General features: G+C 36.1%; 18 protein-coding genes. 10 read left to right on the top strand and 8 right to left on the bottom strand.

Going from position 1 to position 22,102, the window contains the following annotated elements; all coding sequences use genetic code 11:
* Nucleotides 1-23: 23 nt before the first annotated feature.
* A complete protein-coding gene (locus tag ACKI30_RS03265; protein WP_407409854.1) occupies nt 24-1,037 on the bottom strand; it encodes an ArsA family ATPase in 1,014 nt (337 codons plus the stop codon).
* A gap of 286 nt (nt 1,038-1,323) precedes the next feature.
* Between ACKI30_RS03265 and ACKI30_RS03260 the strand changes: the two genes are divergently transcribed.
* Nucleotides 1,324-2,172, top strand: coding sequence for a hypothetical protein (locus ACKI30_RS03260; protein ID WP_407409852.1), 849 nt, complete (start codon nt 1,324-1,326; stop codon nt 2,170-2,172).
* 337 nt (nt 2,173-2,509) lie between these two features.
* Nucleotides 2,510-3,676, top strand: a complete 1,167-nt coding sequence (locus ACKI30_RS03255; RefSeq protein ID WP_407409850.1) for an AAA family ATPase — start codon at nt 2,510-2,512, stop codon at nt 3,674-3,676.
* Nucleotides 3,677-3,898: 222 nt separating this feature from the next.
* Here the strand turns inward: ACKI30_RS03255 and ACKI30_RS03250 are convergent, their stop codons facing one another.
* Nucleotides 3,899-4,294 carry a nuclear transport factor 2 family protein gene (locus ACKI30_RS03250; RefSeq protein ID WP_292738963.1) on the bottom strand — a complete coding sequence of 132 codons (396 nt, stop codon included), beginning with the start codon at nt 4,292-4,294 and terminating at the stop codon, nt 3,899-3,901.
* A 65-nt stretch (nt 4,295-4,359) separates the two neighbouring features.
* Between ACKI30_RS03250 and ACKI30_RS03245 the strand changes: the two genes are divergently transcribed.
* Both ACKI30_RS03245 and leuS read left to right on the top strand, forming a co-directional pair.
* Entirely contained in the window at nt 4,360-5,148 is a 789-nt protein-coding gene (locus ACKI30_RS03245) for an NAD+ synthase (protein WP_407410087.1), read from the top strand.
* Between the two features lie 10 nt (nt 5,149-5,158).
* Complete coding sequence (leuS, locus tag ACKI30_RS03240; RefSeq protein WP_407409848.1) at nt 5,159-8,014, top strand: leucine--tRNA ligase; 2,856 nt, start codon at nt 5,159-5,161, stop codon at nt 8,012-8,014.
* 186 nt (nt 8,015-8,200) lie between these two features.
* Here the strand turns inward: leuS and ACKI30_RS03235 are convergent, their stop codons facing one another.
* Both ACKI30_RS03235 and ACKI30_RS03230 read right to left on the bottom strand, forming a co-directional pair.
* A complete protein-coding gene (locus ACKI30_RS03235; RefSeq protein WP_330008912.1) occupies nt 8,201-8,932 on the bottom strand; it encodes a tRNA (adenine-N1)-methyltransferase in 732 nt (243 codons plus the stop codon).
* A gap of 9 nt (nt 8,933-8,941) precedes the next feature.
* Nucleotides 8,942-9,901, bottom strand: a complete 960-nt coding sequence (locus ACKI30_RS03230; RefSeq protein ID WP_407409846.1) for a zinc metalloprotease HtpX — start codon at nt 9,899-9,901, stop codon at nt 8,942-8,944.
* Between the two features lie 148 nt (nt 9,902-10,049).
* Between ACKI30_RS03230 and ACKI30_RS03225 the strand changes: the two genes are divergently transcribed.
* Nucleotides 10,050-10,997 carry a replication factor C small subunit gene (locus ACKI30_RS03225; protein ID WP_407409844.1) on the top strand — a complete coding sequence of 316 codons (948 nt, stop codon included), beginning with the start codon at nt 10,050-10,052 and terminating at the stop codon, nt 10,995-10,997.
* Between the two features lie 9 nt (nt 10,998-11,006).
* Nucleotides 11,007-12,527 (top strand): replication factor C large subunit, encoded by a 1,521-nt coding sequence (locus ACKI30_RS03220; RefSeq protein WP_407409842.1) that lies wholly within the window; start codon nt 11,007-11,009, stop codon nt 12,525-12,527.
* Here ACKI30_RS03220 and ACKI30_RS03215 read toward each other — a convergent pair.
* Genes ACKI30_RS03215 through rhuM form a run of 3 tightly spaced genes read right to left on the bottom strand, consistent with a single transcriptional unit; the run spans nt 12,524 to nt 15,123 of the window.
* A complete protein-coding gene (locus ACKI30_RS03215) occupies nt 12,524-13,213 on the bottom strand; it encodes an ATPase (RefSeq protein WP_407409840.1) in 690 nt (229 codons plus the stop codon). The two genes, ACKI30_RS03220 and ACKI30_RS03215, sit on opposite strands and share 4 nt — an antisense overlap.
* A gap of 1 nt (nt 13,214) precedes the next feature.
* Entirely contained in the window at nt 13,215-14,063 is an 849-nt protein-coding gene (locus ACKI30_RS03210; RefSeq protein WP_407409838.1) for a shikimate dehydrogenase, read from the bottom strand.
* A 25-nt stretch (nt 14,064-14,088) separates the two neighbouring features.
* Nucleotides 14,089-15,123 (bottom strand): RhuM family protein, encoded by a 1,035-nt coding sequence (gene rhuM, locus ACKI30_RS03205; protein ID WP_407409836.1) that lies wholly within the window; start codon nt 15,121-15,123, stop codon nt 14,089-14,091.
* A gap of 238 nt (nt 15,124-15,361) precedes the next feature.
* Here rhuM and hisS point away from each other — a divergent pair, with 238 nt between their 5' ends.
* The 4 genes from hisS to ACKI30_RS03185 are packed head-to-tail and all read left to right on the top strand — an operon-like array spanning nt 15,362 to nt 19,673.
* The gene (gene hisS, locus ACKI30_RS03200; protein ID WP_407409834.1) at nt 15,362-16,657 is read left to right on the top strand and encodes a histidine--tRNA ligase; all 1,296 of its coding nucleotides are present in this window, start codon (nt 15,362-15,364) and stop codon (nt 16,655-16,657) included.
* A 2-nt stretch (nt 16,658-16,659) separates the two neighbouring features.
* A complete protein-coding gene (gene hisI, locus ACKI30_RS03195; protein WP_407409832.1) occupies nt 16,660-17,067 on the top strand; it encodes a phosphoribosyl-AMP cyclohydrolase in 408 nt (135 codons plus the stop codon).
* A 1-nt stretch (nt 17,068) separates the two neighbouring features.
* On the top strand, nt 17,069-18,910 hold the full coding sequence (locus tag ACKI30_RS03190) for a PINc/VapC family ATPase (protein WP_407409830.1): 1,842 nt from the start codon (nt 17,069-17,071) through the stop codon (nt 18,908-18,910).
* A gap of 7 nt (nt 18,911-18,917) precedes the next feature.
* Nucleotides 18,918-19,673 (top strand): sugar phosphate isomerase/epimerase family protein, encoded by a 756-nt coding sequence (locus ACKI30_RS03185; protein ID WP_407409828.1) that lies wholly within the window; start codon nt 18,918-18,920, stop codon nt 19,671-19,673.
* Nucleotide 19,674: 1 nt separating this feature from the next.
* Here ACKI30_RS03185 and ACKI30_RS03180 read toward each other — a convergent pair whose 3' ends face one another.
* On the bottom strand, nt 19,675-21,993 hold the full coding sequence (locus tag ACKI30_RS03180) for a DEAD/DEAH box helicase (protein WP_407409826.1): 2,319 nt from the start codon (nt 21,991-21,993) through the stop codon (nt 19,675-19,677).
* Between the last annotated feature and the right edge of the window lie 109 nt (nt 21,994-22,102).

The following is a 22,102-nucleotide window of genomic DNA, read 5'->3' as shown; positions in this document are numbered from 1 at the left end:
ATTTTAACTTATTTTTACTTTTTTTATAATTGAATAGCTTCCTGAGCTACTTCATCGTTGTCCTCACCATCATATAAGATGTGAGCTAATTTTAATAGCTTTTCCTGACCTTTAACCTCATCCTTAAATAAAGGAACTTCAGCAATGTGCTGTTGTGGGAATTTCTGGTCAATCAAAGCCAAACGTTTTTGCTGCAATTTATGTCTTGAATGGCAGAAATCACAGTCACAGATGTCAGGCATTACCTGATTTACGATAACGCTGTCAACGGTAATGTCATATTTTCCTAAAGCTTCCAGAGCTCTTTCGGATTCATATATTGACATCTCTTCAGGAATGACAACCATTTTGAATGTTGTCCTGTCAGGATCAGACAATACTTCTTTTGCCTTGTCGATTTGCTCTTTTGTACGTTTTAAATCTTCAGAGGTTTGAGGGTCATCGACCGCATCCATGAAAGGCATGATTTTCTTAAGTGCATTGGTGGCAGATCCGAGTTTTGCTTTAAGCATCATCATTTTACCGACCCATGAGTCCATTACTTCAGGGAAGGACAATAGCCTTAAGGTGTGTCCTGTAGGTGCTGTATCAAACACAACGACATCATATTCATCAGAGTTCATGACTCCCATAAACATTTCAAATGCAGCCGCTTCATCTGCACCAGGAGATGATGAAGCCATATCCAATTGGTCGGATAAAAAGTCCATGCCCAATAAACCTCCGGAATCATCAGGATTTGCTGCCTTTTGAGCTTCAAGCTGTGCCTGTTTTTGTTCCATTGCAACATCAGGGTCAATTTCAACAGCAAATAAGTTTGTTTTGATTTCACGAGGATAACTTCCGATAGGAACTTCTAAAGAATCAGATAATGAATGAGCAGGGTCAGTTGATACGATTAAAGTTTTTTTACCTTGTTCAGCTAACCATAATGCAGTAGCAGAGGATACTGAAGTTTTACCAACACCACCTTTACCGCCTATAAAAATGAAAGTTGTTTTATCCTTATTAAATTTAAAATAATCTCTAAATGCCAAGTAATTTACCTCCTTAAATAAACTTACTTTTAGTTACTAAATGTAATTTTAATTCTTTAAGTATATAAAGTTAGTTATTTTAGCATTATTGCAAATATTAATTTCAATATTTGCATTTTATTTTAAATTATTACTCTGATTTATAGCTTAAATTATAAATACTCTTCTCTAAATCCCTAAAACATGAAACTATTTAAAAAATGGGAACATAACTAGTAACTACAACATATAAATACAATAACATATAATGATAAATATATCAAAAATAATTTACATATAATAAAATATGGGCTATTTAAGAATATCAAAAATAATACTTCCATTAGACATTAAAAGTTTATCAATGATGGAACGGATATGTTCTATATTAATTTACACAGTTCCTCCCCTATTATTGGCCATATTAACATGCATTAACTTAAATAACTATTTCAGTATTGTAATGTGGATATTATATTGTATTTTGTTTAGTCCATGGTTTTATTACCTTTTGAAATATGAAAGATTAGAAAAGAAATACAAAATCATGTCCGATATTAGATTTGGGAATACCTATGAATTTTTATCTAAATTGATGGTATTTTCAGTTCCAGGAATCATTATTACAATAATTACAATTACTTATTTTTTAAACCAATTAAATTTGGGAATCATTATTTCCTCTGCTTTTATTGTACCATCATATGCATTATACTTTAGAAATGATGTTTTTAATGATGAAAGTTGTATTGAAGGTGAAGAGATTATTTTTGGATATATTCCAACATGGTATGGATTATTAAGTTTGGCTGTGGGAATTTACGGTTATTTTAATGCATTTAAATTAAGCAGCTTAACCATGACAATGACCTTAGGTTTAATAACTTTAATTTTCCAAATTTTATTTGTCGTTCCAGATAAATTCAATAGAATATTATCATTTGAAGTTAGAAGAAAGAAAGGATGCATACTACTACTGATTTCATTAATCACATTATTTTTCATAATATCTATGATATTTAGTTCGCATGGAGTTAATTTTAATAATATTGATTTATCTTTTGAATCAATTATAATGAAAGTTATTACATGGAGTATTGCTATTATTTTAGCAATACTTTTTGCAAGAAAAATTAAAGATATGAATCAAAAATAATATTTTTACCACCATTCATTTAAGAAAATCTTTCAAATTTAATTCTTGCGTTTTTTCATAAAGTCGCACTTCAAAATGTTTATTATTAATTAAATAGATAATCAGTCAGTGTTTTACATTAACACTGAATATATTTTTCCATTTAGAAGTTAATCATGAAAATCTCCCTGATTCCCGAAAACATAAGAAACATAAGAATCATAAAATTTTTTTATGTTTTTTATGAAAATTATGTTTAATAATGAAAATTTTTAAATAGTCCAGAAAACATAAGAAACATAAGAATCATAAAATTTTTTTATGTTTTTTATGTTTAAATATACTAGGGGCTACACTCATGAAACATAATCCTTTTAGAAAACGAACAGGAATCTTACCTTCCTATTTCACTGGACGTGAAAACGAATTAAATGAACTTAAAGAAACATATAACTCAACCAAACATGGAGTTCCAGGTCATTTAATATTATATGGACCAAAAGGCATTGGAAAAACATCATTATTATTAAAATTCCAAAAAGAAATATCAAATCTTGATGAAGTATATCCTGTCAGGATTCCATTAATGGAAGGAAATTTCGATGACATCTACTCTTTGATAATCGAAAAATGTTCAGACACTTTAAACATCAACATCAGTCATTTTTGGGAGAAAATAAATTCATTAGGCATTAACATACCCTTGATAGGAGGATTATCGTTTTCACGTAAAATTCCAAAAACAAGCCCCGCCGTTGCCTTTGAAAAAATATTAAATATAATCTATGATGAGCTGGACTCAGACAATCCTGTCTTAATCCTGTTGTTTGATGATCTTCAAAGAATCATGGGCAATGACGAAACAATGAAGATATTAAGCATCCTGCAAAATGCTCTTGTGGAACTGAATCTGAAAGGAAAAAACATAATGTTTGTAGCAACCGGTTCGGAAGACATATTCTATAAAATACAGGACAAGCTCGACTCCGCAGTAAGGATATTCGAGCCTTATCTAATCGGACCATTATCCTATGAAGAGTTATGTGAAGCAATCAACGTTCCAATCAAAGAGCAAAACGTAAGCTTTGATGAGGAGGTCCTGCAGGAAATATATGAACTGTCCAGTGGCATTCCATATTACATGCAAATCTTGGCCTATAGCTGCTTTGAAGAAATCAACAAAGACAACAAAGTAACCATGGATGAATTTAAAAGGGCATCAATACATTCACTGAATATTTTAGCTCAACGTGAATTTAAGGTATTGTTCAGCAAATCCACTACAGAAGAGCGAAAAATACTATGTCTAATGGCTGAAAGTGACGAAACACTTTTATCCTACACATATATCAAAGATAATGCCAACCTGAACTCAGAACCTTCGGCATTGCTAAAAAGTTTAGTTAACAAAAACATGATAATAAAACCATCAAGAGGCAAATACCAATTAAAAAATAATCTTTTCAAATTATACCTGAAAAATCTAAGGATAAACCAGGACACTGGCCTACTTAATCAGTATTAAACTCACCAATTTATTTCAACATGATTTAATTACAATATTAAGATAATTAAAGGACAATTTTGCATTTTATATAGCAAAGGCAAATTTTATTATTGGTGATGACAATAAATTATCTTATAAATTGTCCAAAAATGGTAACCTTAAAATCAAACAGTCTGCTTTTAGTTACTAAATGCAATTTAAATTTTTTATAGCTAAATAACTTTGCTAAACTTTTTTGAATTAATTATCCCATTTCGAAAAGTACCATTTACCGTCAATCTTTTCAAAATCAACTGTAGTGTCCAATGTCCATTTTCCATTTATTCCATAGACCTTAGCGGTTAAAGTTACATCAGCAATCAATGTTGGTCTTTCATCATCATCCCAAAGGATTGTCGGCTCAATGATTTCTGATTTATAATAATTCAGAGTGCCATCCATGATTTCACCGATGAATTCCTGTTTAGTCTGTTTTTTGCCGGACATATGGATAAGCTCATATTTTTCAGTTAAAATCTCGTTCAGTTTAGCTTCATCCTTGTCAATCAGCGCCTGCTGAAATTCCATGAACCTGTCAATAATCTCACTGTCAATATCTGAAAATGATTTTTTGGAAATAAGTTCTACATCTGACATAATATAATTTATTAATTAATAAGTACATATTACTTTATGTATAAATGATTTAAGTTGGTGAAAACATTAGCATAATTCCAGATATAGACTTAGAAAAAACAAAAATTGACCTAGTCGAATTCATCAAATCCAAAGTTAGCGAGTCAAAAACCGATGGAATTGTTGTCGGCTTGAGTGGAGGAATCGATTCCACACTTTCAGCATATCTGGCCTGCGAAGCTTTAGGAAAAGAGAATGTATTTGGACTTGTATTGCCATCTGCTACAACACCAACCGAAGATACAGACCACGGCATTAAAATAGCTCAAAATTTAGGAATTGAATATAAAGAAATAGCTATTGACGGCATTTTAAACGAGTTTTTATCAATGACTCAACTAGAGGAAAATGCTTTAGCTATCGGCAACCTTAAGGCTAGAATAAGAATGTCCATCATTTATTATTTTGCAAAACAGAAAAATTACCTGGTAAGTGGAACAGGCAACAAAAGCGAAATTCTAATCGGTTATTTTACAAAACATGGAGATGGCGCATGTGATATGGAGCCTATTGGAGATTTGTACAAAGTTGAAGTTTTCAAATTAAGTGAATATCTGGGCATTTCAGAAGCAATCCTTGAAAAGCCACCTCGTGCAGGCTTGTGGAACGGTCAAACCGATGAGGATGAAATTGGAATGGGATATGATTTGCTTGATCAGATTCTTTATTTATACACAGAAAAAGATTTGAAAGACACTGAAATAGCTGAAAAGTTAAATATTTCAGTTGATGACGTTGATATGATTATTACAAAAATTATTAGGAGCGAGCACAAAAGTAAAGTTCCTGAAAGCCCTAAAAAAACAATATTATAATGGTGATTTAGTGAGCGAAAATATCGAAAAGAAATGGCAGAAAAAATGGGCAGATGCAAAGCTTTTTGAATCTAACCCAGATGAACGAGAAAAACTATTCCTTACAGTAGCATTTCCATACCCAAGTGGTGCAATGCATATCGGTCACGGACGTACTTACACTGTACCGGATGTTTATGCAAGATTTAAAAGAATGGAAGGATACAACGTATTATTCCCTATGGCATGGCACGTAACCGGTGCTCCAGTTATCGGAATTGCTGACAGGATTAAAAGAAAAGACCCTTGGACATTAGATTTATATGAAAGAGTTCACGGCGTTCCAAAAGAAACCTTACCTCAATTGGAAGACCCTGAATTTATTGTAAAATACTTCTCAACCGAATACCACGAAGTTATGGAAGAGATGGGTTATTCAATCGACTGGAGAAGGGAATTCAGAACTATTGACCCAACCTACAAGAAGTTCATAGAATGGCAGATTACCACATTGTATGAAAAAGGACTGGTTCAAAAAGGGGAACACCCTGTAAAATACTGTCCGAACTGTGACAACCCTGTAGGAGACCATGACCTGCTTGAAGGGGAAGGCGTTGGAGTCAATGAACTTACACTCTTAAAATTCAAAATTGACGATAAAGTTTTAGTAACCGCTACACTCAGACCTGAAACAATCGTTGGAGCAACCAACATCTGGTTGAACCCTGATGTGGAATATGTGGTTGTCAATGCCGAAGGCGAAAAATGGGTAATTACAAAAGAAGCTCACTACAACTTATCCAATCAAATCAAAGACTTGGACATTATTGAAGAAATCGACCCTAATGATTTAATTGGAAAAATGGCAACTAACCCATTCACCGGTGATGAATTGCCTATTTTCCCAGCAAGCTTTGTAAGTGCATCCTACGGAAGTGGAGTAGTATTTTCAGAACCTGCTGATGCACCGGCAGACTACATTGCACTTCAAGACTTGAAAAATAACGATGAATTAATAGAAAAATACAACCTGGAAGGAATTGTCGATAACATTGAACCAATTCCAGTCTGTACCCTTAAAGGATATGGCGAAATTCCTGCTGCAGACATCATCGAAAGATTAGGAATTACAGACCAAAACGATGAAAAGTTACATGAAGCCACCAATGAACTGTACAAAGCACAGCACAGTAAAGGTAAAATCATAGACTCCATTCCAGGTTTCGGAGGAATGAAAGTTCGTTTTGCCCGTGAAGAGCTAAAAGAAAAATTGATTGAAGACAACATGGCAACAATCATGTATGACTTTGCTGAAAGGCCTGTGGTCTGCAGATGCGGTAACAACTGTGTCGTGAAAATCATGGACGACCAATGGTTCATGAAATACGGTAATGAAGAGTGGACCGAAAAAACCTTAAAAGTTCTTGAAGGCGAAACAGTCATTCCTAAAGAACTCAAAAGCAACTTTGAATATTACATTAACTGGCTTGATGATTGGGCATGTTCCAGAAAAGTAGGTCTCGGAACAAGAATGCCATGGGACAACCAATGGTTGATCGAGCCATTGACCGACTCAACAATCTACATGTCCTATTACACAATCGCCAAATACCTGAGAGACATGAATCCTGATGATTTAACCCCTGCATTCTTTGATAAGGTCTTACTTGACAAGGATTCAGGAGACATCTCTGTTCCTGCAGACAAAGTGGCTGAAATCCAGAATGAATTCAACTACTGGTATCCGCTTGACTGGAGATTATCTGCAAAAGATTTAGTGGGTAACCACTTAAGCTTTTTAATGTTTACACACAGCGCAATCTATCCTGAAGAAAAATGGCCAAGAGGAACTGTTGTATTCGGTATGGGTCTTTTGGAAGGAAATAAAATGTCCTCCTCAAAAGGAAACGTTATTCTCCTAAAAGATGCAATCCGTGACTACACTGCAGATGTTGTAAGGCTCTTCCTGATGGCTTCAGCAGAACCATGGCAAGACTTTGACTGGAGAGAAAAAGAGGTTCTCGGAACCAAAAGAAGACTCGAATGGTTCAGAGAATTTGCAGCCAAAGTTGAAGAAATCAAAGGCTCCAAGTTAGACTTAAGCAACATTGAAGAGGTTGAACTTACAAGAACCATTGACTTATGGATGATCAGCCAGCTCAACGAACATGTCAAAAAGTCAACAGAGGCATTAGAAGTCTTCCAAACAAGACAGGCACTACAAGACTCATTGTTCCTGCTTAAAAAAGATGTGGATCACTACCTTTACAGAGTAAAACATTTACTTGACTCACAAGACCCTGCAATCATCTATGTCTTATCAACAGTGCTCGAAGCTTGGATCAGACTCCTAGCACCATTCACTCCACACACTTCAGAAGAGTTATGGAGCAAATATGGCGGAGAAGGATTCGTGAGCGAGGCAGCATGGCCTGAAGCTGATGAGACAAAAGTAAGTCCTGAAATTGAAAAATCAGAAGATTTAGTGGAAAATATCCTCAAGGATATTGCACACATCAAACAAATGGTTGGAGACGAAATCGAAAAGGTACACATTTACCTTGCTCCTGACTGGAAATGGGACTTATACAAAATAGCTGATGAAGTTGGAAAACCTGACATCGGTCAGATTATGGGAAGAGCTATCAAAGCTAACATCTACGATGATAAAAAAGAAATCGCAATGGTAGCTAAAAAGATAGGTAAGGAAATTACAAAAACAAGATACATCGGTAAAATCGACGAAGAAGCAATCTTAACTGATGCTTTAGACTACATCAAGGAAGAATGTGGAAACGAAGTAATCATTCACACCGATGACTCCTATGACCCACAGAACAAGGCTAGAAACGCAATGCCTTACAAACCAGCTATATTCATGGAATAGATTTTCTATTCCAAATTTTTTCTATTTTTAATATTCACCAAAAAACCGTTCACTAATCTACATGTATGAATTAGAATATCCCTGAGATTGATATTTCAATGAATTAAATGAAAACTACACTAAAAATAATTAAAAATTTTAAAAAAAATAGTAAAATAATTATAGCTAAAATCAAGTAAACAATAGCTATAATTTTCTTGCAAATACCAAGTATCCGCTGTGGCCGACCATACGTGTTTTTGGCCTGACGCCCTGTTGGCGAACTTCAAGGCCCCTTTCTAAAATCTCAATAATTTCGATATCATAAAAGCCCAATTTTTTGGCAATGCGATATGATATTTCAGCCTGGTCAATGTAAGGCGCATAGACACACAACCATCCTCCAACATTTAAAGACTCCAAAACATCCTCAAATATCTCGAACGGTTTTGGAAGGTCTAAAAAGATTAAATCTATCTTATCCTCATCAATTCCTTCCTTAATGTTCTTGTTTTTAACTTCAATATTTGTGATTCCGAAATTGTCGATGTTTTTCTTTGCAACTTCAGCAAAGTCCTCACGTATCTCATAGGTGAAAACCTTACCTTCAGGACCTACAACATTTCCGAAATTAAGCGCAATAGCTCCCGCACCGGTTCCCGCATCAACTACCCGTGAACCTGCGCCCAGACCGGTGTGAGCCAGAACCTGTCCAATATCCTTTTGAAGAAGTATTGAACATCTGCGATCCATTATGTCAATGAAATCATTGATGTTAGGCTTCATGATTTTAAATGTGTGGTCAAGATGGCTTTTAACCTCATCGCCTACTTCTGCACTGTCGAGGACATCTGCCTTGACAATTCCCAAATCGCTTTGGAACTCCTGACCCGGTTTTAAAACATATTTCTTTCCACGTTCATCTAAAATCATTTTCATATTATACACCTAATTTTCTAATTCTGCCAATCTTTTTACTCTTTTTAGGGAATCCGGATGAGTGGATAACAGTTCCATGATTCCACTTTTCTTTGAAATTTTAACATCTGAATTTGCAAGTCTTCTCAACTCTTCATCAGTTATTTTTCCGTCGCCGTCAAAGTCAATCTGCCTAAAGTCAACAATATCATGTTCCGCATTGTTAATGTCATTTACGAAAAATGCACGATTAGTATTTAAATCATCAATTGTTTCCTTATTGCATCTTGCAGCACCATAGGACAATTTGTACAATGCAGATACCAATGCAGCAGGACGATTACCGAATTCGACACTTGCTTCATCAGCATAGTACTCACGGGTTCTTGAGATGAACAATACCAACAACTGACCAATTAAGTAAAACAGATAACCTAAAATACCGATTATGATTGTTGCTCCATTGTCCCTGTCTCCTGAAAACATGAATGCAATTGCAATATAATAGCAAATCATTGGAATTACACTAACTGCAGCAGTTACAGCCATGTCATTGTGTTTAATATGGCCCATTTCATGACCCAATACAGCTCTAAGTTCATCATAATCAAGCAGACCTAATATTGGACGGGTTATTGCAATATGACCGCTCCTGCTTGTTCTACCATATGCAAAAGCATTTGGAATATTTATTTCAGACAATCCGACTTCCGGTTTTGGAACACCCGCTTCCTGTGCAAGTTCTTCAATCATTTTATGAATATGAGGAGCTTCCGCTTCGGATAACGGCCTTACATTCATTGAACGTTTAACCAAACTTGGTCCAAACCAATATTGTAAAAATGCAATAACTAAACTCACACCAGCATATAATGTCCAACTACTAATCCCCAAATAGTGTGCTACAAGCATTACAAGAAAATAAATAATTGTAAACATTATTACAGACGTAAGTATCATTCTTAATCTGAGTTTCCATGTGCCTCTCATATTTAACACCTGATTTTTTTATAAACATTACTTTTCAAATGCTCACTTTAATTATATATTTATTGGGTTTCATATATTTTAAAAGTTAAGCAAAAAATAATTTAATTACATAATACATAAATATTTCTAGTAAAAATATGGTGATTAAATGAGCGGACCATGGGTAGAAAAATATAGACCACAAAAATTAGAAGACATTGTAGGACAAAAACAAATCATTACCAGACTTGAAAAATATGTAGGCGAAGGAAGTATGCCTAACTTAATGTTTACAGGTCCCGCAGGAGTTGGAAAGACCACTACTGCACTTGCACTGGCAAAATCAATTTTAGGAGAATACTGGAGAAACAATTTCTTGGAATTAAATGCATCCGATGCAAGAGGAATTGACACAGTAAGAGACCGCATTAAAAGTTTCTGCAGATTGAAACCTGTCGGCGCTCCATTCAGAATAATTTTCCTGGATGAAGTGGACAACATGACAAAAGATGCTCAGCACGCACTCAGACGTGAAATGGAAATGTATACAAAAACCGCTTCATTTATACTTTCATGTAATTATTCATCAAAAATTATCGACCCGATTCAATCAAGATGTGCAATATTCAGATTCGCTCCAATAAAAGGAGAGGACATTGCTGAAAGATTGAAATTCATTTGTAATGCTGAAGGATTTGAATATGATGAAAAAGGTATTGAAACAATAGTCTATTTCGCTGAAGGAGATATGAGAAAATCCGTTAATGTATTGCAGGCAGCAACCACAGAAGGAGAGGTAGTTACTGAGGAATCAGTTTATGAAGTGGTTTCAAAAGCAAAACCTCAGGAAATCTCAAACATGATTAATAAAGCATTAATGGGTGACTTTTTAGGAGCCAGAACTCTCTTAAGGGAAACAATGGTGCTCCAGGGAACCAGTGGAGAAGATATGGTGACCCAAATATACCAGGAGGTTTCCAAAAGAGTCGTTGAAGGCAAAATGGAACCTGACTTTTATATTGATTTGATTAACTCAATTGCTGATTGTGATTTTAGAATAAGAGAAGGAGCAAATCCAAGAATCCAGCTTGAAGCATTGCTCACCAAATTCATTTAAGGTATAGAAATGTTATGGACTGACAAATACCGACCACAAACCTTGGATGAAGTGGTAGGTAACAACAAAGAGAAAAAAATAATAATGGATTGGGTTGGAAATTGGAAAAACGGAAATCCGCAGCAGCCCTTACTTTTAGTTGGACCTCCAGGAATCGGAAAAACAACACTTGCACTAGTTATTGCAAAGGAGTTTTCAGAACATATCGAGCTTAACGCAAGTGACAAACGTTCCCAAGATGTCATTAAAAGCACAATAGGAGAGTCTTCAGCTTCAAGATCCCTTTTTGGAGATGATTACAAGCTAATCATCATGGACGAGGTAGACGGAATTCACGGAACAAACGACCGTGGAGGAGTTAGAGCCATTGGGGAAATCATCAAAAATTCCAAACACCCAATGATTTTAATGGCCAATGACTTCTACTCAAAAAGATTGCAGTCAATCAAACCTAAATGTACTGTAATTAAAATGCCTAAGGTAAGAAGTCCGACCATAAGAAAAGCCCTAAAGGAAATTGCTCAAAAAGAAGAAATCAAAGCAAACCCTAAAGCGCTTGATTTGATTGCAAAAAAATCAAACGGAGACCTGCGTTCAGCAATCAACACCCTTCAGGCACTGGCAGACAAGGACGAAGTTCTTGAGCCAAAGGCTGTTGAAGATTTAAGAACAAAAGATGACAGGTCAGACATTTTCAATGCAATTACAGGCGTTTTAAAAAGTAAAAATCCCGTGCATGTAAGAGAAGCTTTAAGGGTTGATGAAGATCCGACTCTCGTAATGGAATACATTGCAGAAAACATTCCACGAGAATACACCAATAAAAATGAAATTAAAAAAGCTTATGAAAACATTGCCCAGGCGGATCTGTACTTCGGAAGAGCCAGAAGCAGCAGAAATTACGGTTACTGGAGATATGCAAGTGACTTTATGGGAATAGGCGTAAGCTCATCCAAAAAGGAAACCTATAAAAAGTTCTCAAAGATACAAACTCCAACAATTTTCACACTGATGGGACGTAACAGAGGTAAAAGAAACCTTAGAGATGCAATTGCCGGAAAAATGTCTGAAAGGATGCACATATCCAATGCAGTAGCCATTTCAATGTTTCCATACCTTGAAATCATGTTTCAAAATGATGAACTTGCATGGGAAATTTCCGACTTTTTAGAACTTGAAGAAAATGAAATCAAAAGGTTCAGGAAAAAGAAAATCCCTAAAAAAGTCATAACCAAAATGGAAAAGCAAAAGGCTCAAATGAGAGTTGAAGAGCGTGACAGAAGATTTGAAGAACTCCAAAATCAAATGATGACCGCACCTCAGGAAATAGAATTGGAAACAGAAGAAGTAATCGAGGAAAAGCCTCTAATAGAGACTGAAAAGATTGCTGAAGAAGCTGTTGAAGAACCAATTCCTGAAGAAATTGATGAAAAATCTGAAGAGATTGGTGAGGAATCAACTCCAGAAGAGAAAAAAGAAGAAAAACCTAAAAAGAAAACTGATAAGCAAGTATCACTTTTCAGTTTTTAATTTTTATTTTTTAATTTCATTTCAATGAAATCAGAAGCGCTTACAACATTTTCCTTGAATTGCGGAGCCACATCATTCAAAAATTCGGAAAATGAATTTGCCAAATCATCATTATTTTCACATTCCATTAAATCCTGACCATCCACTTCCAAAAATGAATTGATCCATTCAAGAGAAACATTAGCCAACGGATAAATTTCATCATCATTGTTGATTAAGTTTAAACCTTCACCTGCAAAAATGCCCTCAAAAATGGTATTAACCTTATCATCTAAAATTAATGGATTGACCTTTAAATCATAATCCCCATCATTAACCAGTTTAACACCATATTTACGAGTATAAGGCTCCAAAAGCACCTCACAGATGAAATTATCTTCAGGCATCAAAATTGTTGAGTTAGGTTTGATTTCCAAAGTCAATACCTTAGCGGATCTTGAGCATATTTTTTGAAAAAGACTGCTTCTTACGACTTCGATTTCAGGATATTGTTTGTTGAATGTTGCCTCACGAGTTCTGGAAAACTTTGAAAATCTCAAATTGTTAATGTATATTTTTTCAGGAGTGTATGAAATAAATCTGGTATCAACACCGATTATTTTCAGAAATTTCAATACGTCCTTTTTGGAATCTGAAAATTTTTCCTCTTCAGAGTTTAAAGCTGTAACGTCAAAAATCAAATCCATATTATCTTCCTAAATATTCATTGAGCGCCTTTTCCATGACATCAACAGGAGCATCCTGACCGGTCCATATCTTGAAGCTTTCCACACCCTGATATAAGAGCATCTTAATACCATAAACCGGTTTTGCACCTGCTTTAATGGCTTGCTTAAGTAAAACTGTTTCATTCGGATTGTAAACTGCATCGAATACTACCAAATCCTCATGCATATCCTCTGCAGCAGCAATAGGTTCATCGCCAACATGAGGATGCATGCCCAAAGGGGTTGTATCGACCAGTATCTGTGAATCATTCAAATAGCCAGAAATATTTGAAATGGAATCTGCCTTAACTTCACTTATCAAGTCTGAATCAGAAATATCTAAGGCCAAACTGCGAGCCTTATCAACATTCCTATTCAAAATTGTTATTGAGTTTGCACCGAATTTTGCTAGGTAGAATGAAATTGCCCTTGAAGCTCCTCCGGCCCCTGCAACAACAACATCCTTATTTTTTACTGTTGAAACTTCTTCAATAGCCCTTATCGCCCCAATTCCGTCAGTGTTGTAACCTTTCAAGTTTTTAAAGTCTATTGTATTTACTGCACCGATTAATTCCGCTATTTCATCAAGTTCATCCAGATACTGCATCACTTCGATTTTATGAGGTATTGTAACATTGAATCCCTTGATGTTTAATGCACGAGCCCCTTCAATTGCTGATTTCAAATTGCTCGGATCAACATCAAAAGCGACATAAGCATAATCCATTCCCAATGCTTCAAAAGCCGCATTATGCATTGGCGGTGAGAAACTATGCTCAACCGGATGACCAATCAAACCCACAATATTTGTACTGCCTTTAATATTCATATAATAATAATTGAATTCTATTATACTAAAAACTTTTTAGTTTCCTCATCAAACTTGTTGTAATCTGACTCGAATAGCTTATCCTGAATCGGCCTGAATTTTCATATTCCAGCTTAACGAATTCGTCAACATCTTTTCTGGAAATTTTACCTTTACCCTTTAAAACTGCATACTCGTAGAATTCCAAAAACTTGTCTAAACGCTCAGCCCAATCTTTCATACTCATTGGAATCTGTCGCTCTGCCCTATCTTCAGCATAATCCAGATACATGCTTACAACACGATTCAAAGTTTTTAATTCCTTTTCAGTCAAATAGTTTTTAGCCACTTTAGCATCCCTTAACAATATTTTGCCATCAGGTGCTCTTGACCAGGTTGTTAAACCCATATGCTCTTTTTTACTGTCTGCCCTTTCATAAATAATTTCAGGAGCTGTAAGGCCAACAACAGCATAATGCAATTTGTTTTGAACCTTTGCATAGAATTCCTTTGTTATTTGAGCATTTTTGTTATAATCGTATGCTGTGGCAAACAGGTCAGTTACCTTTTCATAGACCTTGCGCTCGGATGATCTTATCTCACGGATAACGTCAACCAGTTCTTCAAAGTACTCGTCAGTGAACCTGCCGCCATTTATCAAAAGTTCCTTGTTGATGACAAAACCTTTTCTCATATATTGTTTTAAAATTTCTCTAGACCATTTACGAAAGTTTGTTGCCTCTTTTGAATTGATTCTATATCCGATTGAGATGATTGCGTCAAGATTATACCATATTTGAGGCCTACCTCCTTTTTTAGAGTTTTGCAAATAATCCTTACTAAATTCTAAATCATCTTTAAATAGCTCTTTAGAGCTCACGCTTACTTCTTTTTCTTCAAGCTCACCTTCATTAACTATATTCAAAAAATGGCGAGATATATTTTGCCCTGTTGTTCCAAAAATCTCAGCTACAACTTTTCTACTTGCCCACAAAGTTTCATCACCAATGATGAACTTTCCTTCAACTGCACCTTCTTCGCTTTGATACAATAAAGTATCTACCAATTTATATTTTACCATTTTAATCCTCCTAAGAGTTTAATCAATTAGATAATGCACCCCTATGCAATTAAAACTATTTTAACTGCACAACTGTGCAAAAGCACAGGAGCACATTTCCAAACTTATATAACAATAATGTATCAATAATATTAACAAACTGTGTAAGAGCATATGATGAGTAATATTCAACAAAAGATTATATAACATCTAAAAAACATAGTTTAATCATAATAAATTTATTCATAGGAGAGCAAAAATGGAATTTACAAGACCAAGAGGTACAAGAGATTTCTTATTTGATGAAATGAGGCAAAGAAAAAAAGCAGAAAGTACCTTAAGAAACATATTCGAAAATTACGGTTATCAAGAAATTAAAACACCTTTATTTGAAGAATTAAAATTATTTACAACCAAATCCGGAGAGGAAATTGTTAACCAATTATACAATTTCAAGGATAAATCCGACAGGGAATTGACATTAAGACCTGAAATTACCGCTCCGGTTGCAAGATTATACCTTAACGAACTTGAAAAAACTTCCACAAAACCAATCAAACTTTATTATTATGGAAGCTGTTTTAGATACGAAAGACCTCAAAAAGGAAGATTCAGACAATTCTGGCAGTTCGGATGTGAACTAATCGGAGCTAAAACTCCTCAAGGTGAAGCAGAAGTCATTGCACTTTGTACAGATGCAATCAATGCACTCGGAATTACAACCGCCGACGTTAATGTAAACCACCTTGGAATCATAAGAGGACTTTTCAAGCACTTTGATATCTCAACCGAAACCCAAAGGGAAATCATGGTCGTTATTGACAAAGGAGACAAGGACCTATTAATCGAATCATTAAGCGGAGACGAACCTGTCATCGACAATGACGAATTAAACCAAATTCTCCTGAAACTTATTGACATGGTCGGAGACAAATCAATCATAAGTGATGTTGAAGAGTTAATTGCACCTTACGATGAACCTAAAAAGGCACTTGAAGAGCTGAAAGAACTGATTAGCCTTCTTGAAGCATTTGATGTTGAAAACTACACCCTCAACCTTGGAGTTGCAAGAGGACTTGACTACTACACAGGAATCGTGTTTGAAATCTATGTTCCTGAACTCGGTGCCCAAAAGCAAATCTGCGGTGGAGGATCATACAGCCTTGTCAAACTCTTCGGAGGCCAGGAAGTAGAATCCACAGGTTTTGCACTTGGATTCGACAGGTTAATGAATGCTATTGAAGAGTTGACAGATGCAGAAGAGTTGCCTTCACACCTGGACGTTTATGTCGCTCCAATCTCAGACAGCGTAAGACCTAAAGCTTATGAAATTACACAGACATTAAGGAAAAACAATTTGAAAGTGGATGTTGACCTTAACGGTAAAAAATTCAAGAAACTTATGAATCATGCCGATAAAATCAAAGTTCCTAAAATGGTCATCATTGGTGAAAAAGACCTCGAGGAAGGCAAAGTTACCGTCAAGGACATGGTAAGCGGAGACCAGGAACTAATCGACATCGACAACATTACCGAATATCTAAAAGAGGAATAAGTATGGAAATTAACTTCAGACATGAAATCAATGGTGTTAAAGTTATAACAGCTGTCGCTCAGGACGCCGACACCAATCAGATACTGATGTTGGCGAACATGAACAAGGAAGCGTTGATTAAGACCATCGAAACCGGAAAGGCACACTACTGGAGCACATCCAGAAATCAGTTATGGTTAAAAGGAGAAAGTTCCGGACATTTCCAGGAAGTCGAGGAAATCCTTGTTGACTGTGACATGGACGCAATTGTCCTAAAAATCAGACAGACCGGAGCGGCATGCCATGAAGGATACCTGTCATGTTTCTTTAGAAAAATTAACACCGAAAATGATATTGACATTGACGATTTGAAGGATGAAGATTTAGAAATCGTTTTAGAAAGACTTGTTAACCCAGAAGATGTGTATTAAGATGAAATGTATTATTCCAGACACCAGTGCAGTCATAATTGGTGCAGTAAGCGAATTAATAGAAAATGGAGATTATGACTATCCGGAAATTATAGTGCCAGAAGCGGTTGTCTGCGAACTTGAACATCAGGCAAATGCAAAAAGGTCTGAAGGAATAAAAGGATTAAGCGAACTCCAAAAGTTGCAGGAAATGCAGGACGACGGCGAACTGGCCATAACATTTAAAGGAAAACGTCCGACCAATTACGATATCAAATACGCTAAGAGTGGAGAAATCGACAGCATTATCCGTGACCTTGCAAGATCTGAATTCGGAACACTCCTAACCAACGACAAGGTGCAGGCAGAAGTGGCCAAGGCACAGGGAATTCCGGTAATATTTTATGAACAGAAATATGTTGAAAAAAGGTTATCCATTGAAAAATTCTTCGATGACGAGACCATGTCCATTCACTTGAAGGAAAACGTGGCCCCGATGGCTAAAAAAGGAGTTCCTGGACACATTGACTTTGTAAAACTTAGTGATAAACCTTACACTTACTCAGAACTCAAAAAAATCATGGATGAAATCCTTGACAAAGCAAAAAGTGATTCCAAAACCTATCTGGAATCTGAAAAGGAAGGCTCATTTGTTGTTCAGTCAAGAGAATACAGGATTTCAATTGCCTATCCTCCTTTTGCGGAAGGTCTCGAAATTACTGCAGTCAGACCAGTTGCAAATATTAGCTTGGATGAATACAACCTGTCAGATAAGCTTTTGGATAGAATCAGAACCAGTGCAGAAGGAATACTGATTTCAGGTTCACCGGGAGCGGGTAAATCAACATTTGTTCAAGCAATTGCCAAATATTATTCATCAAAGCTCAACAAAGTTGTCAAGACCATGGAATCACCAAGGGACTTGCAGCTTCCAGATGAGATTACACAGTATGCTCCGCTTGAAGGAAGCATGGAAAATACTGCTGACGTGTTATTGCTTGTAAGGCCAGATTACACCATTTACGATGAGCTCAGGAAAAATACCGACTTCAACATCTTTGCAGACATGAGGCTTGCAGGTGTTGGAATGATTGGTGTCGTTCATGCAACACGCCCGATAGACGCCATTCAAAGAATAGCTTCAAGGGTTGAGCTTGGAGTGATTCCGTCAATTGTGGATACAAGCATCTACATTGAAAACGGTAAAGTCACAAGCGTTTATGAAACAAAAATGACCGTTAAGGTTCCGTCAGGAATGAAAGAGGCAGACCTTGCAAGACCTGTTATTGAAGTCAGGGACTTTGAAACTGGAGAGCTTAAAAATGAAATCTACACATACGGTGAGCAAACCATCGTTATGGACATAGATCTGGTTAACAACGGCGGAAGTGAAGAAAACCGCAAATCTTCAGTTGACCTGATTGCTGAGGCGGAAATTTTAAGAAAAATCAAAAGAATTCTCCCTAAAAAGGCGAAAGTTGACGTAGAAGTAATCTCACCAGACAGGGCAAACATTTACATTCCTGATCAATACGTTCCAAAAATCATAGGAAAGAACGGTAAAAGAATTGCAGAAATTGAACGTGACATAGGCATAAGTCTGGGCGTTGAAATAATTGATGAAAAGCCTGTTGACAAAACCCCTATCGAAGTTGACATCACCCACACCAGAAAACAGATGATTCTGGAGCTTGGACGTGAAAACGGAAGGCAAAACTTCGACATTTTAATCAGCGGAGAATACTTGCTTACAGCAACAACCTCCAAAAAGGGAGAAATAAAAATTAAAAACGGAATTGAATTGTCCGATTTCATCCTGGAAGCCATTGAAATGGGATTGGAAATTACAGCGATTAGAAAATAGTGATAATATGAAAATTGGTGCATCAGCTTTAGCGGGAATTGAATACCCTCTAGAAAAAACATTGGAATTTATTGAAGAGTTAGGCCTTGAATATGTGGAATTGGTACATCAGTTCCCTTGTGAGAATCTTGACATTGACACATTGGAAAGTTATAATCTCAAATATACAATTCATGCGCCTTTTATGGACGTCAATATCGCATCCCTGCAGGACAAAAGCAGATTGAATTCCATAAATCAAATCAAGGAGTCAATAGATTTGGCCAATGAACTTGATTGTGAATCCGTTGTAGTCCATCCGGGATTGACCTCATTTTTACCTAACAAATATTTCCCGAAACAGGTTATCGAAACAGCAAATAACTCAATCAAAGAACTTGGGGAATATTCAAAAAATCTGGGCGTAATGACAACAATTGAAAACATGCCTAATTTCCCATCCATGATTTATCAAAACATGTATGAGCTGAATGAACTGCTTGTTTCACTTGACATGCCAATGACCTTGGACATCGGTCATGCAAACCATGCAGGATATTCCGCAGACGAGATGTATTTTGATTCAATTAAACACATACATGCCCATGATAATTTTGGTGATGATGACTCACACCTTGCATTAGGTGAAGGCTCTATTGAATTAAACACCATAATCAATACTCTAGAGAAAAATAATTTTGATGGCATCTACATCATCGAGGTAAATGATTACGATTCCATTAAAAAAAGTTATGAATATATGAAAAAAAACTTTAAAATCTAAATTAAAGAAGTTTTTTTTCTTTAATTTCTTTTTCGAAATACAAATATTTTGATTCAACTACTTTTCTGATATTTTTAGCAGTTTTTTTACCGATACCTTCAACTTCCTGAAGCTCACTTTCAGAGGCGGTGATTACCTTTTCCACACTGCCGAAATGCTGAAGCAGGTTTTTGGCATTGACCGGACCGATATTAGGCAGTGACTCAACAATAAACAATTGCTGTTCCCATAAACTTACAGGTTTTTTGTCTGTTCTGATTTGAATATGAGTTTTTTCACCGTTTTGCTCACGAACCGCAATTCTTTTTATCATAGCGGCAGTATCTTCAGAGTTTCTTGTAGGAATAATGCTGATTCCGAAATCAATGGCTATGGATGCGAGAGTTCCCCTTACCGCATTCGGATGGAGCATACCATTATAGATATCATCCCCCTCCAAAATCAGAAGCGGACGCTTGAACTCTTCAGAAAGTTCACGTGCCTGTTTGAATAACCTCTTATCAATTATTGAATCAACAAAATCCTTGGCGGTTTTTCTTTCAATGACAACGTCATCACTAACCTGATAGTCACCGACAGCCATAGAACGAACCTTGACATCAATTTCCATTTCGGTTAAATGCCTAATAACTTTGGAATTGCCTTCCCTTGAATCGGCATAAACAACAGGCTTGCTTTGCTCAACCTTTGGCCTGTCTAAAACCTTAATTCGTTTTTGGTCTTCCATTCTCTCTACAGCAGAAGCGTTTAATTCCTCTAAAACTTTAGGATCAATCAGCTGATATTTCATATGCTCTTCTTTTCTGACACTGGACCAGTAATAAGCTTCATCCCTTGTTCCGTTGGTTATAAGGACCTTTACCTTACCGGTTCTTTTACGGCCTGTCCTTCCTCTTCTTTGAATCATACGAACTTCAGATGGAACCGGTTCATACAAAATAACCAAATCAACAGCAGGAATGTCTATACCCTCTTCGGCAACACTTGTTGAGAGCAATACGTCATATTCCCCCATTCTGAAAGATTTTATGATTGCCTTCTGCTGTTTTTGGGTGAGACCTTTTTCACCATCCTTTGAAGCCTGACCGAAGAACTTGGCTGATTTAATACCCTCTTTTTCAAGTTTCTGATGAATCATTTCAAGTGTATCACGATATTGTGTAAATACAATGATTTTAGAGGATTTTTCATCCTTATCCTTGAATCTTGTGGACTGGAGTTTGGTTTGACCGTCGTCACTGCCCAGCTCCTTTTTAAGGATGTTGGTCACTTCCCTTAATTTAGGGTGTTCCCATCCGTGTCTTTCAGCATCGCGGGCCAATTTCACCGCTCTTCCAAAATTGTCATCCCACATCAGGGATTTGGCGGCTTTGGTCTTTTTCTTGCGAAGGCGTGAAATATATTTATTGAAAGTCTGAACACCCTGAGTTTCAATCAGCTCCTGTGAGTGCTGGATATTGATTACTGCACTTAAAATTGAAATTGCCTGGAACAGTTCCTTATCGGGATTGACTGACCTTGCAATCTCTCCCTGAACTCTTCCTCTTGCCTTTAATATATCCGCCTTACCTACTGAAACAGTCCTGATTATGCCCATATTCTTTAAGGCTTTCAATCTTACCTTCAGAGCCTTATCAACATATTTCTTGATTTTTTCAAGTTCACTGCTCATCTTCACCCTGACCCAGTCAATCTCAACCGGATTGAAGTAGGGCCTAACATCTGAATCCTGTTCTGTTTTAACGACAATATTTTGAATGTATAAGTTTTCACAGACTTCCTTTATTTTTGCCTTATCAGACCCCGGTGAAGCGGTGAGGCCTAAAATCAGATTGTAGTTGGATTCCTGAACATAACGGGACGCCAAATATACATATGAATAAGCACCAACTCCATGATGGCACTCGTCGAAAACAATTAATGAAACATCACTCAGGTCATAACGTCCATTTAACAAATCAGATTCGACAGTCTGAGGGGTTGCGGAAATGATTCTTGACTCTTCCCATCTTTTAACTCTCTCATCAGTTTTTACAGCACCTGTTATTGAAGCGCATGGAAGTGTCAAAAACTCCTTAAAACTGTCCTCATGTTGAATAGCTAGCGGTTTTGATGGTGCAAGAATGAGTATTTTTGAATTTTTTACCTTATGCAACCTATCTGCAGCAACAAGAATTGCAACAATAGTTTTACCTAATGCAGTAGGTGCAACCACCATCGTATTTCCTTTCTTTAATACATCCCCAGCTAAAACTTGCTGATATAATCTTGATTCAATTGAATTTTTCTTAATTAAAGGATGTGAAATATAACTAGTCATAATTCAACCTTCTTTTTTAAAAATGAGTATACCAATAACCCTATTATGATATTAATTTCTAACATTTATAAAGAGTTAGTGAGAGCATTTGAAGAGTAATATTTTAAAA

It is taken from the genome of Methanobrevibacter sp. (genome assembly GCF_045539575.1).
Classification (GTDB): domain Archaea; phylum Methanobacteriota; class Methanobacteria; order Methanobacteriales; family Methanobacteriaceae; genus Methanocatella.
This window is presented reverse-complemented; position numbering and strand designations above follow the sequence as displayed.

Excerpts from the sequence above, each read along its gene's own strand:
- hisI (WP_407409832.1), top strand. The coding sequence starts at position 16,660 with ATGGAAATTAACTTCAGACATGAAATCAATGGTGTTAAAGTTATAACA.
- ACKI30_RS03260 (WP_407409852.1), top strand. The coding sequence starts at position 1,324 with ATGGGCTATTTAAGAATATCAAAAATAATACTTCCATTAGACATTAAA.
- rhuM (WP_407409836.1), bottom strand. The coding sequence starts at position 15,123 with ATGGTAAAATATAAATTGGTAGATACTTTATTGTATCAAAGCGAAGAA.
- ACKI30_RS03255 (WP_407409850.1), top strand. The coding sequence starts at position 2,510 with ATGAAACATAATCCTTTTAGAAAACGAACAGGAATCTTACCTTCCTAT.
- ACKI30_RS03220 (WP_407409842.1), top strand. The coding sequence starts at position 11,007 with ATGTTATGGACTGACAAATACCGACCACAAACCTTGGATGAAGTGGTA.
- ACKI30_RS03180 (WP_407409826.1), bottom strand. The coding sequence starts at position 21,993 with ATGACTAGTTATATTTCACATCCTTTAATTAAGAAAAATTCAATTGAA.
- ACKI30_RS03185 (WP_407409828.1), top strand. The coding sequence starts at position 18,918 with ATGAAAATTGGTGCATCAGCTTTAGCGGGAATTGAATACCCTCTAGAA.
- ACKI30_RS03210 (WP_407409838.1), bottom strand. The coding sequence starts at position 14,063 with ATGAATATTAAAGGCAGTACAAATATTGTGGGTTTGATTGGTCATCCG.
- ACKI30_RS03190 (WP_407409830.1), top strand. The coding sequence starts at position 17,069 with ATGAAATGTATTATTCCAGACACCAGTGCAGTCATAATTGGTGCAGTA.
- ACKI30_RS03230 (WP_407409846.1), bottom strand. The coding sequence starts at position 9,901 with ATGAGAGGCACATGGAAACTCAGATTAAGAATGATACTTACGTCTGTA.
- hisS (WP_407409834.1), top strand. The coding sequence starts at position 15,362 with ATGGAATTTACAAGACCAAGAGGTACAAGAGATTTCTTATTTGATGAA.
- ACKI30_RS03250 (WP_292738963.1), bottom strand. The coding sequence starts at position 4,294 with ATGTCAGATGTAGAACTTATTTCCAAAAAATCATTTTCAGATATTGAC.
- ACKI30_RS03215 (WP_407409840.1), bottom strand. The coding sequence starts at position 13,213 with ATGGATTTGATTTTTGACGTTACAGCTTTAAACTCTGAAGAGGAAAAA.
- ACKI30_RS03235 (WP_330008912.1), bottom strand. The coding sequence starts at position 8,932 with ATGAAAATGATTTTAGATGAACGTGGAAAGAAATATGTTTTAAAACCG.
- ACKI30_RS03225 (WP_407409844.1), top strand. The coding sequence starts at position 10,050 with ATGAGCGGACCATGGGTAGAAAAATATAGACCACAAAAATTAGAAGAC.